Here is a 14,750-nt window from a genome sequence, read left to right as displayed (position 1 = left end):
TCATGTCGTCCATTTATTTTATATTAGTGAACTTTTTCTTGGCAAAATGCTCTTAAATATTAAATAACCAAAGTACATATTAAGGCGTTAGCATAATTATCGCTCGTATTTAGAGTATTGATTATCTGGTTATTGAATGAATTGAAATTGCCCTTGCCCAAGTAAAAGAAACGATATCCACATTCAATAGGTATCAGATTGAAGACATCACTAATTCTAATGCCTATTCCTGCCATAGCACTAAAATTAGTTATCTCACGCCCTACAAAAATATTGTTAGGAATTGTGATGCCACCATCTAGTGATTGTTCATTAAAATTGTTTGTGCTCATGAAATTTGGGCCAAAACCAATATCCAAAGTCAAATTGAAATTATCGTTTCGAGAATTCTTCATGATACCTTTTACAGAAGCATATATTGGTATATTAGTTACAGAATAACTATAGGCAAGATTAGTAAATAATTGTTCTTGTGTGATCGCTCCACTTACAGTTGTTCGTCCAAAATAAAAAGCATTTACACCGTAGGTAAGATCAAAACGACTATTATCAATTCCAGTAAAACTAACACCTAATCCGAAAAGAGCATTGGAACTATTTTTCTTGTTTACTGAATAATGGTCACCAATTAAATCAACGATATAAATATCTTGTGCACGCCCTGGAGAGGCTATAAATCCTCCACCATGAATGGAAACTATTGGCAGGAAGGATCTTGGTTTAATTGGTGATTTATCTTGCCTTGATAAAGGATTATTGTTTGCCATAGATTGGGGAGAAGAATCTATTGATAAGTGGCCTTTGGGTTGAGGCAACGCTGATGCTAAATTTGTTGATATGCTTATTCCACATACTAACAATAGTATAATTTTTCTGCCTATTTTATGTACAAAAGACATCATCTCCCCCAGCTCCTTACTTCAACTATTTTAATCCCGTGGGATAGAGTAATTCCCTTTTCTGCAAAATATGTGAACAAAAGTGCACTCGCTTTTTAAGTATGTTCTCATTAAGAGTCTGATTTAAAATCAGTGACTACCGCTTGCACTAAATAAATTGTATCTGCCCGCATCTCCACTTAAAGGGCTACCCTCTTCCCAATTAGAACCACCATTAGCTGTCTCAAAAACAATTGGTTGGCGGGGATTGGCTAAATCTGCTCGACCAACTGCAAAACACAAGACGCCTGAAGGATAACAAAACAAACCATTGAATCCAATCGATGTTCCTGGTGGATTAGGAGGTGGGACAAGTGTTGGGCTACTCCACGTTCTTCCTCCATTTTTCGTCGAATAACTGAGAGCAAAATCAACTGTAGCACTGGAAGCAGAACCAACTGCAGTACACTGAGTTCCTGAATCAGAACATCCGAGGCCGACTAATTCGACAGTAGGGAGCGAATTCGTAGGTAACTGAAATGGTGCTGATTTGGTCCAAGTTACTCCTGAGTTTTCTGATGTGTAAGCAATTAAGTTCAAATCATCAAGGGTTTTACCAACAGACGCACAGTTTTTTCCTGAAGTAGAACAAGAAACACGAAATAAAACCGCCTGTTCAATTGGATCAATGCCTGATGAGGTAAACCAGGTTTGCCCCTCATCTAGGCTATAATAAGCTACTGCTGAGAGAGGAACAAATGACAAACCCACAGCAGTGCAAGTACTTAATGAACTTGAGCACGAAACGCCTTGCATACTACCTGTTGCACCTGCAGGAACTGTTGAAGCGAGCCATGTTCTACCTGAGTTTTTAGAAAAATAAGCGATAGGACGTCCTGTAGTGAGGGATTGTCCAACAGCTGCACATTTTACCCCATCACTTGAACACGAAACACCAATCAATATTTCATTGGCAGTTGATAAGGGGATCACAGATGGTAGCCAATTAATTCCACCGTCACTCGTTGACCAAGCAAAGGATTGATTTGTTCCTCCAATAAAGATATTGCCTACGGTGGAACAAACAAGTCCTGACTTTGAGCAAGAAATAGAATTCGCTTTATTATTTGTTGCCCCAGCCGGAACAGTTAAAAAGAGAGGACCTTGCCATGTGGCTCCAAAATCAGTAGAGCGATAGAAAATCGGACTAATAATTCCTCCACTTTCATAAGTGCCCACAGTAAAAAGAAAATTATCTATATGAACATAATAATTCTGACAAGACAAAGCCCCAGCCCCATTTAAACACAGAACAACTTGTACAGTTCCTGATGGTCCTGATATAGATATTTGAGCGGTTTGCCTATCACTTACGGTAAATAAACAATAACCATTGGTATTTAACTGACAATCTCTTCCAAGTCCGGTGAGTTGATATCCTGGTGTCCTAACAGAAATACCAGCATTAGGATAGGTGTGATTTGGAATGGTTGTGTTAATAGTTAATACGGAACCAGTAGCCAAAACATTAAACAATAAACCTGCTGCAAAGATGGGATTACCAGTAAGAGAAAGTAGCAAAAATAAAATTTTTGGTAAAGTCCGTTTCATATATTAAATTTCGCAAATAAAATAATAAATAGGTCCATATTTAAGGAATTAGTTACTTATTAAAATGGAAAAACTAAATAATCCCTTGCAAATCATAATTTTATACAAAAAATAATTTAACTATAAAATTTTGAATTGTTTGACATTTTAACATGTCAAACAATTTTAGAAAGTGCTTATCAGTAGAATTATTTTTTTGAGTAGTTATCTATAAATTAATTTGTATGGAGCCATGCATTAATGCTTGGCCAAGAATATATGACCTACAAAAATAAAGACAAGAATTATAGAGTGATGTACTGAAATCAATTAGAACAGTCAACTGCACTTGATGTAGCAGGTTTGTCATAATGTGCCGACTGTTTGGATTGCTCCCCAAAGAATGTTTGAGCCCGATCTAAATAATGTACTACTTGTGAGAAGTGTGCCGGACTACGTTTAATAGTAGCTAAAAGATTGATTAACTGCTTGCGTTTTTCAGAAAAACCTAAATACCGGGAATTTGTCTGGTTTTCTGTAACAGGTGCATTGATGAAATCTACCACTTGTTTGCGGGTAGGGCCTGGGGTTGGATCATCACAAAACTTTATAATTTTTGAAGAGTTGTTTTCCGCATTAAAACCATAATGCCATAATCTTTTAAAAAATTTAATCAACCCAAAATAAAATGTTTGCACACTGGAGCTCAAATCCTGTTCCACTTCCGCTTCTTTGGCAGCACTAACCAGTCGTTGCTTTACTCCTTTATCCTCACAATCCCTGGTTAATAGTTCACACCCTCTTTTTACTACAGAATAATATTTATTCTGGCCCCAATACATTAATAAATTAATTTCAGTCTGTGGGAAACTAGTATCCTTCCTGGTCAACTGTTTTCCATAATAAAACGCCATGTCACTTAAAATCTGCCGATCTAATAACTGCGGTTTTTTTATCATTTCAGCCTCCAACACATCGTATATCACTGCGGACACATCGCGTTGAGGAAAAAGCCTCAATAATTGACTGACTGGCCTAATATAATCTGGCACTCCTTGAAAGGAATTAAAATAATCCTGTAGTAACCGGTACAATTCGTTCTTCTGACCGGTATAACTTAGCAAATAAGCACATAGGACAGGTGACCTCTTCTGTTTATCCCTTTTATTCCAGGTTTGCTTAATAAAATGGCTCCAGTCCAGCAGGGCATGATGATCCTTTAATTCCTTTTGTAAAAAAACCGGATCATCAAACCAGGAACCCTTAAAAAACAAAGACTTTCCATAAAGTTCTCTGACTCCTTTAGGCATCCATAATTTATCCACCATCCTGACTAAAAAAGGTTCTGTGAATGACAATCGGGTTATTGCGCGATTCAACGTTCTTCGCGTATAAAATAGTGACGTTATCCCCAAATTGGCGCATCTAAAGATGAGCTCACCTAAAACACGATGCCCAATATCATGCTTATTATCAAAAGGACGTTTCTTGCTTAAATGCCTGCTTACAAAACAGGCTAATTCTTTTAACTCCTTGCCTTGCCAGGCCTGAGTAGAACCGGGATTAAAATCATTTTCAGAAAAAAGGCGGCTATGTTGATTAGCCAAAATATGCAATGCCAATTTATACTGCGCATTTTGCTCCCAATAAGACGTTTTATTTAACTGGGCAAAAAGGGAGACTATATGCTGCTTATTAAAAAACTGGCTTACTTTGCCAATTTCTGGATTACTTACCCTCTGGACTGAGTTATGAGTCCTATCACCAAGAAACTCCTTTAACACTAATGCAGCGCAAGCTTCAGAAGTTATTAAACGATCCAGAACCGCATTACAGATTTTCTCTTGCTTCTTATCCTGAGAAACTTCTTTAGTAATAAAAGTCAAGGCATTACTTAGAAGGTCTGGTTTTTTATATTTTTTACCATAGTAAGCAAACCGTAGTAAACCTTCTGAAAACCAGGATTTATCATAGTAATTAACCAAATAATCTGCCAAACAAATATCAGCACCTTGATGCTCCAAAAATCTCTGAAAATCAGACTCATATAAGCCATTCAGCAAAATAGAACGCTTTGAATCTCGATTTAAAATATAATGAAAAAGCTCAAGTGCATTGGTTTTATTTCTTATGGATCCTAATAATTCAAATACGGTTTCATCATCAATATGATCAAGTAATGGATATAAAACACTCGCAGGGATTTCTCCTGGAGCCTCTTGTATTTCTTTTAATAATTTATTATTCAACCATATACGTTTATTGGCATCAGAACAAATGGGGTCACATTGATATAAAACCCCTATCGAGTTTTCGAATAATACCTTGCGGAACAACAACTGCAATCCAAAAGAGGAATTTTCCAAATCACTTTTGGACAAACCACCCAAGACCCATGCCGCAGCATTTTTATTTATTTCACTCTCGCTTCTTAGGTAACTCTCTTGAGTCAAATACCCTAGAATCAAACCCTCTTGATCATACAAAGGCTCATTGATATCCAGAGAGCCTGTTCGGGTTAATAATACGATTTCTTCATTCACAAAAGTCATTGCAACATTAGACTCATTCAGAAGTCCAATCTTCTTCCCAGCAGAGTTATATAAAAAAATTTCTTTTTTCCTGTCTAATCTTTTGGGTAATTTATCAATTAAATGAAAATCTTGTTTTAACCAGTGAAGTAACCCATCCTTGGCTTGGGCTTCAGTATTCCCCTTAATAAAAAACCGGGAATAAACATGATTTATCGCTTTAAGGGATAAATCGGAACGTAAGTTAGGATAATTTAAGATGTAATAATGATATAACGCATCTAATCCGTTATTCTTTACCTCATTTCCTTCTTTGTTCGCCTCCAGTAAGCATTCCATTTGATGGAGCAAAGCGCTTATACTGCTCTCGACTCTAAACTGTAATAAGCTGTATTTTTTATCCAGCCAAAATGATTGCGTTTCCGGATGAGTAAGCAGATTACGCTCAATCTGAGCCATATGCTCATTGATTTCATCAAAGTACGGAGCATGCTCTTTAAAACACAGGTCTTTCCTATAGTCCATCTGATTCAACGTTAAGGTATACAAGCCATATCTTTCAATTAATTGTTTTAAAACCTTAGGTGTACAAACCTCAACAAATTGCGGCATGGATAACAATAAAGCGATTGGAGAACTGGCTAACGGCTCCTTTCCTGAATTGCATGATTTAGCCATCAGATCGGATGCCAATTGATATAACTGAGCAGTATCAAAAAGACAGGGATCCAACTGGTTAATCTTAGCTCTTATTTTAACCAAGAAGTCCTGGTTTAAATCTGAAAACACAGAACATAGCTTGGTAAGCAAGTTTTTACAGTGCTGCTTCTCTTCCCCAGTCGTTTTGTTATATTCCGCTAAACAATAATCAATGATCAAAAGCACTGTTTCCTGACTTAATTCCTGAAAAAACTCCTTTTGTTTGTCTAATTCCGAATTCTTTAATAAATCATGCAGGAGCAGCATGACTAAATGGCTTTCAGGAGAAAATAAATCTCTTTTTAATTCATACTGATAAAAATCAAATACAGCCCGCATGGCTTGTAAATGTATTGAAAAGGGATACTGGGCAAGACAGGCTCTAGCCTCATTTAATCTATCAATTGCCTTCACAGATGGAGTCAAAGTCAACAACAATCGAATTGAGAGAGCATTGATAGATTCACTGATTAATGAATCAAGAAAACGGGTTAACCATCCTGCCAAATCAGGTTGACGCAAAAATTGAACCAAATGGTTTCTATTGACCAAGTCCAAGTCATGTGTGTTTTTAACTAAAAAGGTTTCAATTAAAACATTTAAATCGGTGTCTTTAGCCAGGTAAGAAAAAGCTAACAAATTGCGTTCATCGGCTTGTTCCAATATCTGAATTAAATCCCTGGCTCCTCGTTCTTTCAACGCGATAATGACAGGTTTTGCATCACTATAATAATTCAATTGCTCCGTACATCTCTCTGCCAATTGATTATCAACAATGGTTTCGGTCTCTCTTATTGAATCTAATACGGTCGACAACTGCTCTAATAACTCTTGGTGCAGCGGATTAGGAACATAAGGCAAAACAATTGCAAGAACAGATAACGAAGTGGGTAATCTAAAGGGGACAGGACTATTAAGCGGCAATTGATTTTTCTGAGGCGGGATTTTTTGACAAAAAAGTTCTGTTAAATCATGAGCATCTTCTTTAAAGTGACTTAACAACAAAGGTTTCAAGTCGGGAATGGGGAGCTGTTGAATTTGCCCTTTTATTATACTTATTAACTGCTTCATTACGACACTTCCCTAACATCCTAAAATAATCCTTTCCCTAATGGGGGTTTAAAAGGATAATGTTTTTACTATACCCTTAAACCATTGATTTGAAAACTTTAGGATACCAAATGACGATCTGGGTTGATGCTGATGCTTGCCCGAAAATGATAAAAGAAATCCTCTTTCGTGCTGCTATACGAGCCAATACCAACCTTATCCTGGTAGCTAATTGCTATCTTAATTATCCAAATTCACCATTTATTAGTTCTGTTCTTGTAGAAAAAGGCTATGATCGTGCAGATCATTATATTACGAGTCATATGAAAGCAAAAGATTTGGTGATTACAGCAGATATCCCTTTGGCTGCGGAAGTAATAGTTAAGCAAGGGTTAGCAATTAGCCCAAGAGGAGAGCTATTTACAGCAAATAATATCAAACAGCGTCTTACTCTGAGGGATATCAATGAACAATTGCGTTCAACTGGAGAACGCACAGGAGGCCCCTCTACTTTAAGTGCGAAAGAAAAAACCAATTTTGCCAATGCCCTGGATCGTTGGCTTGCAAAAAACAAATAAAAATACCAATTAAAACACATATTGACTTTAATTTGACAAAATCGGTTGCTACTCCTAAATTTTAAGTACATCCTAAATGGACTTAAAACATGAAACGATTCATGTTCATTCTTTTGATGTTTTTAAATTTTTACACCTTTGGAAAACCTCTTCTTATTGGTGTTCCGGAATTTGCGCCCCCATTCGTATCAAGATCTGGAGGAGGAGGAGAGATATATTTTGGATTCAACATCGAGTTGATGAATTCCATTTGCAAGATCATTGAAATGGAATGCCAATACAAGGGCATGAATATTCAACAGCTATATACCAATCTTAACGAAGGAAAGGTTGATATCATGCTGGCACCTACTCCAATCGTATCAACCACTGACACTAATTATATATTCAGCCTTCCCTATTTACCGAGCAATGCACAGGTGATAGCTCTGAAAGCTAACAGCGACATCAATAGCTTAGCAGATCTGAAAGGTAAAAAAGTGGGCACTTTAAAATACACGTTGTATGGTAGCCTCCTTGCAGAACATTTCCAGGATTATTTTGACCTGGTAGAATTTTCCAAACTCCCTGATATGGCTATTGCATTGTCAAACCAGAAAATAGAAGCCATAGTTCTTAATGCAAATGCAGCGAAATATGCGATGAGCAACTCCTTGACCGAGTTAAAATTGGTGGGAGATTCAATCCCTATAGGTAATGGTTATGGAATACTGGCCCTCAAAAATAAAGCACCTCTCATTATGAAAATCAATCAGGCTTTATTGCAAATCGAGAAAGACGGAACCTATGTCAAAATCTATAATACCTATTTTAGTAATTAGGGTCTTGTCCGGGACGATTGACTAGCCATTTCAAAAAAACCGAAACTGGATTCAACTCCAGGATTCAGGTTAAACTAATGCCAATTGAACCGCTCTCTCATAAAAATTGATCTTCAATGTATGAGATAAAGTTCAAAAGAGTCGAGTTCAAGTTATGAATAAAGGTACAATCCAAATTAATCTGCAGGATATGACATGCAAGAACGTTTTGATACATCAACTATCACTAATCTTCACAAAACGAGCATCATACATTGGAAAACCAATGGTATAGAGTATCAACATAAACAATTCCTTCAACTTGTAGAAGAAAATCATGCTTTTAATTTCCAATTATGGCATGCAGAAGACAAGGCACGTCGAGATGATATGGGCTTCGAATTTGTTTACCAAGCCAAAAGAGAAATAGATGCCTACAATCAGCAAAGAAATAACCGTATGGAAGCCATGGATGAATGGCTTTATAAAAAATTACAACCTGAAAGCCATACTAATTGCCCTGTCAATTCCGAGTCGCCTGGGATGATTATTGACAGATTATCTATTTTATCACTGAAATCCTATCATATGGACTTGCAAACAAAACGCCAGGATGTGAGCGAAGAACATAAAATGGCCTGCGCACAAAAACTGGAAATCATACAACAGCAGTTAAATCAATTGGCTTTGTGTCTTGATGAATTACTTGATGAGGTACGAGCTAAAACGCGCACGTTCAGAGTCTACCATCAATTTAAGATGTATAACGATCCTAAGCTAAACCCAGAATTGTACTGTTCTGACTAGGTATTAATTGATTTAATGCTGACTCGCTTTTGGAGTGGGGAATTGCAGGAGAATTAGATTGATTTTTTTTAGTTTTGGTTTCAAATATACCGAATAAAGATAGAGAATCCGCACGCCCTGGGGAATCAGTCCGGCACTTTGCATATTGGATTGATTCCCTTTGTTCTTCGGTTTTCTGAATAACTTCCTTCGTTATCTCCGGGTTAACCGACGTTTCTTTACTGTCATCCGTCAGCTTAGCCTGCTGGGCTAAGGGGGTTCTCCCCAATCCTTTGGCTAAAGCTCTTAAAGCCAGAGTCACCCCAAACAATAAAGCACTAAAGGCTGATAATACATACATAACAGGAGTATCACGATAATGACCATCCTCACCCATTTCCTGTAATGAACTACCGGCAAAATCAACAAATTTTTGCCCTTTACCGAATCCGGAAAATAAGGAACGCAAAACCTCAAACCATTCTTGAAAGAAAAACTGTGGTGAAGGGTCTAAAGATAATCCATCATTTAGTAATGCATGAAACTCTTCAGGCTCCAACAGTTCAGCCTTATTAAGTTCATCATTAAGACTATTTTTCCATTCGATCAATCGCTCATATGGACGTTGCTTTTGAGTGTCCTGCTTCTTCTGATGCCAATAATTAGTCACCAAAGAATGGCTTGTGAAACCAAGAACCAGCACCAGACCTAAAATAATACTGGCGACAAGCAAAGCAGGGGGAAAAGAAATACCAACCAACACTAAAATAGAACCCACTAAAAACAAAACGCTTGCCAAAGCACCATAAGCGTATAATCCATTTTTCATCCCCAATAAAGCAGAGGACAAATAAGTGCGGTTCGATTGTTGAGATAGTAACTTACGCTTGTCATCAAATTGGTTTATTAAATTATAGACTAAACTTTTTAGTCTTTTGAGTTCTTCCCGATCAACTTTGCTTAGATCATGTTTTTCTTGCAAGAAGAGTAATCTGGCATAATGAGTTTCCAGTTCTTTAGTAATTAAAGCCAATTGACATTTGGTTTGGGTGATTAATAATCTCAACTGGAAATCATATTCCTCATAAATGCGTGTAATGACGCAAGCCACCGTATAAAAGACACAAATAAGAGCCATTGCTGTAAGCAGCTGCGGTGACAATACAGCCAGACCCAATACACCAACATAGAGATATAAACCATCAAGAAGCCCGCCTGCAGCAACAGCCCAGAATGCAAAATTACGAGTTGGCATGGTCTGGTATTTGATTCGCTTTAAATAAGAGAAGTATTCCTCATGAGATAAAGAAATTAATTTTTTTATCTCCATAAGAAGCGCTATATTCGCACTCATCATTGTTTTGCGATCTTCCAGCATGCTACGTATCCAAAATCTATTGGCTGCAGCAAATACCCCCAAAATCACTCCCATAGGAAGAATAAGAAATTTTGCATCCACCCCTCCAATTAAACTGAATGCAACAACAGCGCTTCTCCAGCCTTTGTAAGCATTTTTCAAGCCTTTCATGACATCACGAAAATAGGGCCAGGCATTAGCAATAAATTTTTTATAGGAATCTTCTTTTTCATTCTCAAATTGACAGGCTAAAAAAGAAAAGGTAACTAAAAATACAGACTCAACTGTAATCGTAATAAGGCCTGCCGGAGAATTTAAAAATTCATGCATTGCATCGTTATCATTAGGAGAGGCAAACAGATCAAAAAAATATTTGAACATGCTGTATGAAGAACTTAGAGAATCTAAAACAGCGTAGGCATAATAGATACTGCGACTTTTATCGAGTTCTTGAGCGAGAATTCGACTTTGCGCGTCGATACGTCCAGCAATTGCTAAAATGAAGACTAAATCAGTAGGCTTGGAAGCCTGATTTTCATCACTCGCTTGAGGCATGTATAGGTATGGGGCTATCAGCTAAGATTAGGCGCTATTGTATGCATAATTAGACTTGATGTCAATTAAGCTTTCATCCTGAATTAAAAAAATACAACAATGACCTCAAACCTTTCATCATAACACATCCTATAACTAAAATTATTAAAAAAAATAAAAAAAATTGTATTAAATTCTCTCTCAGACTGTGACTTATGCCTTAAACCTGCTACGATATTGCACCAAAATAAAACCCAATATGAGGATTAAATGAGATCAAAATTTGTTCTCTTTATGTTGATGTCACTACTGACAGGATCTCTTATGGCAAACAGTGAAGCTCAAATCTATGGCTATGTAGAGAAAGCCACATTAATCGATCAAAACCTCACTTTATCCGCAAAGCTTGATACAGGTGCTAAATCAGCATCATTACATGCCGTGAATATCACAGAAATTGAAAAAAAGGGCGTTCCTTATTTGCGCTTTACCGTTCCAACTAAAACCGGCGATTACTCCTTTGAAGGAGAGTACGTAGGTAAAGTAAAAATTAAAGTAAGGTCGAGTGAAGCCAATCCGGGATTGTTAAGAACAACACCAATAAAGAGACCCGTTGTCTTACTTAATATCAAACTTGGTGATAAAGTCAGAACAATTAAAGTCAACTTAACCAACAGGAAACGATTCCTCTACCCCTTATTGTTGGGAAGAGATGCCATTATTGATTTTAATGGAGCCGTTGACCCTGCCCTTACTTTCACAACTAAATCCAAGAGCCCAGTGAACAATGAAAAATAACAAACGTCATGTTTATGGTTTGATCCTCACTCTAATGGTTTTAGGATCAAGTATTTTTTTATACAGACATATCGTTCTGGATGTCCCTCTGACCGATACTGAAACGATCAATAGCTGGATGGTTGAATCCAATCTGCGTTTTAGCGCTGATAAAAATACACCGATAAAGGCAAGTTTTAATATCCCTTACCTGCCTCCCAATTTTGCTATACTCGATGAATATTTTGTATCCAGAAATTATGGTGTCACAACCAATTTAAACGGTTCTAACAGAGAAACCGTATGGTCTATAAGGCGTGGTAATGGTCCTCAATCACTTTATTATAGAGCAATCTTCCGTCAAACGGACAGTGATGAGTCTTCTTTACCAAAACCTTCAGTAATCAAATCACAACCTTTGAATGATAGTCAAAAATCAGCCGTTGAAACGATTACCAATCAAGTGAGATCCACATCGGCGGACATTCAAACATTTGCTCAAAGTACGATTAAAGAGTTAAACAAAAAAGATGGTAATGCGAAGCTTTTAGTTGGGAACGAGTTCAATGATGAAAATATTATCAATGCCACTATTTTGATTCTCAATCAATCAAAGATTCCAGCCATTCGAGTCCAGGGGATTTATCTAAACCAACAAAAAAAGGCCGATTTGAAATCCTTGCTCGCCGTTTTTAACGGAAAAAACTGGATTTACATTAATCCCAAAACAGGCAGTGCCGGTTTGCCAAAAGAGTTTCTTATTTGGCAATATGGGAACGGTCCTCTATTTAATGTTGTCGGTGGCAATAGAGCCCAGTTTTCATTAACTGTATCACCAACACCTATTAATGCCTTAAGTGTAGCCAAATCGCGGGGAGTAGCAGACTCTCAACTTTTACGCTTCTCCCTACTCCAGCTCCCTGTCAATGTACAAGGGATCTATAAAATTTTGTTAACTGTTCCTATTGGAGCATTCATCATTTTAATACTACGAAATTTTATAGGCATTAAAACTTTTGGTACGTTTATGCCCGTCTTGATTGCACTCGCCTTTAGAGAGACTCACGTAGCGTGGGGTATTACTTTATTCGTCATTATTATTTCTTTCGGACTATTAGCCCGTTTTTATCTGGATCAATTAAGGCTGCTATTAGTCCCAAGGCTTGCAGCCATTCTCACTGTAGTGATTCTGTTAATGATCTTTATTAGTGTTCTATGCCAAAATCTTAGTCTGGATACCGGAATGTCTGTCGCATTATTCCCTATGGTCATCTTAACCATGACTATCGAACGCATGTGCATCACGTGGGATGAGCGAGGAGCTTCCGAAGCAATAAAATCAGGGATTGGCAGTCTTGCCGCAGCAGTTATTTCTTACGGAGCAATGAGTTATGAACCCCTGCAATATTTGGTCTTTGCTTTTCCGGAATTACTTCTGGTGCTTTTGTCCTTGATTTTATGGTTTGGTCAATATCGCGGCTATCGTTTAGTCGAGTTAAAACGCTTTAAATCACTTGCGAGTGCGATAGAATGATTAACCTGTTTAGACGCCTGAAAAATCATGGGGTTTTAAGCATTAACCAGCGGAATACGGATTTTGTATTGCGATACAATCCAAGAAAGTTATTCCCTTTGGTTGATGACAAGCTCAAAACAAAAAAGTTGGCCTTAAAAGCGGGAATTGCAGTTCCTGCCTTATATGACATCATTGAAACTGAGCAACAAATCAAATCAATAGAAACCCGATTTGCGAGTTATAATGATTTTGTGGTAAAACCGGCCAGAGGCTCTGGTGGTGATGGAATACTGGTATTCAAGGATAAAGTTTACGGTCGATATCGACAAATTAATGGTAAGCTTACCACCGTGCAGGAGCTGAGTTACCATTTATCTTGCTTGCTATCTGGGGCTTATAGTCTTGGCGGGTCTTCAGATTATGCCATCATTGAAAAACGAGTTGTTGTCGACCCCGTGTTTGCAGAAGTCAGTTATGAAGGCATACCCGATATCCGTATTATTACTTTACTAGGTTATCCGGCAATGGCCATGGTAAGACTTCCCACTCGCCTCTCCGGGGGAAAAGCCAACTTACATCAAGGAGCAATTGGCGTTGGGGTTGATCTTGCAACAGGAAAAACGCTTGGCGGCGTGTTTCAAAATGACACCATAGACTATCATCCGGACACGTTAAATCCCATCGTAGGCATCGAAGTTCCTTATTGGAATCAAATTCTTGAAATAGCCTCCAGTTGCTATGAACTAACTGGTTTGGGTTATCTAGGTGTTGATATTGTACTTGATAAAGAACATGGCCCATTAATGCTGGAATTGAATGCCAGACCAGGATTAAATATACAAATAGCCAACCGTGAGGGCGGGCTTAAGCGTTATAGAACGATTGAAGCCCGTTTTAAAGAAAGTGGAAAAGAATCTACGCTGGATAAAGTGAGTTTTTGCCGCAAGGAATTTGCACGCTAAAGTGCGGGTGAAACAGAGTAATCGGGTTCTTTATCCATAGATAAATTATTCCGCTCCTTTAAAAAGCGGCGACGAGCAAATAGCCAATCGATCTTTTCATCCAATTCAACGCGTTCTTTTTTAGACTGAATTTTTACCAGATCCTCTTGAATCTTGTTCCAATATAATCCTCTTACATCGTATCCGTTTGCAGATCGCCGTAGTGCAGGGCGCAAGCAATTTTCATCAATTTTTTTTGTCATCTCTTCCCGCTGTCTTAATAATTGCTCCAAAATCAGTTTTTCAGCATGGATACTTTCTTGAAATCGCTTCAACCCAACTCGACGAAGTTCCTGTTCAAACTCTCGTTTTACAGATTCAAAGGTAGTCTGAGCAGGCATTCGACCCAAAACCATCTTTGACAAGTCAAGAGTCGAAGGGCAGCCAATTGCACGCAACCATAATCTTCCAAACATGCACTCTCCATTCAAATCATAAATTAAGTTTCATTATTGCAAAATAAATACATTTGGCAAATAAATAGGCTAACAATTTTTAAAACATAAGTTTTAATTTGACTCATAATGAAATATAATAAAACAATGGGTGGTTTTAATTGTGCAATTAATAGAGTCTCCCTCCTTTCTGTATATGAAAACGAGAGAATTTTATTTTGTTTAAAATCCATCTTTAGTGCAAATCATTAACAGAGC

General features: G+C 37.5%; 11 protein-coding genes. 6 read left to right on the top strand and 5 right to left on the bottom strand.

Annotated elements, in window-relative coordinates:
• Window positions 1-59 precede the first annotated feature (59 nt).
• The 3 genes from EL201_RS00455 to EL201_RS00445 all read right to left on the bottom strand — a co-directional run bounded on the left by EL201_RS00455 (window position 60) and on the right by EL201_RS00445 (window position 6,769).
• Window positions 60-902 carry a hypothetical protein gene (locus tag EL201_RS00455; RefSeq protein WP_050598304.1) on the bottom strand — a complete coding sequence of 281 codons (843 nt, stop codon included), beginning with the start codon at window positions 900-902 and terminating at the stop codon, window positions 60-62.
• A 126-nt stretch (window positions 903-1,028) separates the two neighbouring features.
• Window positions 1,029-2,489, bottom strand: coding sequence for an ACT domain-containing protein (locus tag EL201_RS00450; RefSeq protein ID WP_027223194.1), 1,461 nt, complete (start codon window positions 2,487-2,489; stop codon window positions 1,029-1,031).
• Window positions 2,490-2,794: 305 nt separating this feature from the next.
• Entirely contained in the window at window positions 2,795-6,769 is a 3,975-nt protein-coding gene (locus EL201_RS00445) for a hypothetical protein (protein WP_027223193.1), read from the bottom strand.
• Between the two features lie 110 nt (window positions 6,770-6,879).
• On the opposite strand from EL201_RS00445, the gene EL201_RS00440 reads away from it, so the two are divergent.
• From EL201_RS00440 to EL201_RS00430, 3 genes are all read left to right on the top strand, one after another.
• Window positions 6,880-7,326: a YaiI/YqxD family protein gene (locus EL201_RS00440; RefSeq protein ID WP_027223192.1), complete on the top strand. Its 447-nt coding sequence runs from the start codon at window positions 6,880-6,882 to the stop codon at window positions 7,324-7,326.
• Window positions 7,327-7,415: 89 nt separating this feature from the next.
• Window positions 7,416-8,147 carry a transporter substrate-binding domain-containing protein gene (locus EL201_RS00435; RefSeq protein ID WP_027223191.1) on the top strand — a complete coding sequence of 244 codons (732 nt, stop codon included), beginning with the start codon at window positions 7,416-7,418 and terminating at the stop codon, window positions 8,145-8,147.
• 195 nt (window positions 8,148-8,342) lie between these two features.
• A complete protein-coding gene (locus EL201_RS00430; protein WP_027223190.1) occupies window positions 8,343-8,933 on the top strand; it encodes a DUF4254 domain-containing protein in 591 nt (196 codons plus the stop codon).
• Here the strand turns inward: EL201_RS00430 and EL201_RS00425 are convergent.
• Window positions 8,899-10,824, bottom strand: a complete 1,926-nt coding sequence (locus EL201_RS00425) for a hypothetical protein (protein ID WP_027223189.1) — start codon at window positions 10,822-10,824, stop codon at window positions 8,899-8,901. The genes EL201_RS00430 and EL201_RS00425 overlap by 35 nt on opposite strands.
• Before the next feature lie 249 nt (window positions 10,825-11,073).
• Here EL201_RS00425 and EL201_RS00420 point away from each other — a divergent pair, with 249 nt between their 5' ends.
• Genes EL201_RS00420 through EL201_RS00410 form a run of 3 tightly spaced genes read left to right on the top strand, consistent with a single transcriptional unit; the run spans window position 11,074 to window position 14,058 of the window.
• Window positions 11,074-11,601: an ATP-dependent zinc protease family protein gene (locus EL201_RS00420; protein ID WP_027223188.1), complete on the top strand. Its 528-nt coding sequence runs from the start codon at window positions 11,074-11,076 to the stop codon at window positions 11,599-11,601.
• Window positions 11,591-13,114: an inactive transglutaminase family protein gene (locus EL201_RS00415; protein WP_027223187.1), complete on the top strand. Its 1,524-nt coding sequence runs from the start codon at window positions 11,591-11,593 to the stop codon at window positions 13,112-13,114. The genes EL201_RS00420 and EL201_RS00415 overlap by 11 nt, the downstream gene beginning before the upstream one ends.
• Window positions 13,111-14,058 (top strand): alpha-L-glutamate ligase-like protein, encoded by a 948-nt coding sequence (locus EL201_RS00410; RefSeq protein WP_027223186.1) that lies wholly within the window; start codon window positions 13,111-13,113, stop codon window positions 14,056-14,058. The genes EL201_RS00415 and EL201_RS00410 overlap by 4 nt, the downstream gene beginning before the upstream one ends.
• Here EL201_RS00410 and EL201_RS00405 read toward each other — a convergent pair.
• Window positions 14,055-14,513 carry a hypothetical protein gene (locus tag EL201_RS00405; protein ID WP_027223185.1) on the bottom strand — a complete coding sequence of 153 codons (459 nt, stop codon included), beginning with the start codon at window positions 14,511-14,513 and terminating at the stop codon, window positions 14,055-14,057. The two genes, EL201_RS00410 and EL201_RS00405, sit on opposite strands and share 4 nt — an antisense overlap.
• Between the last annotated feature and the right edge of the window lie 237 nt (window positions 14,514-14,750).

Origin of the sequence: Legionella pneumophila subsp. pascullei (assembly GCF_900637585.1) — a bacterium.
In the GTDB taxonomy this organism is placed as follows: domain Bacteria; phylum Pseudomonadota; class Gammaproteobacteria; order Legionellales; family Legionellaceae; genus Legionella; species Legionella pascullei.
Note: the sequence above shows the minus strand (reverse complement) of the source record. Positions and strands in the feature narration are given on the sequence as shown.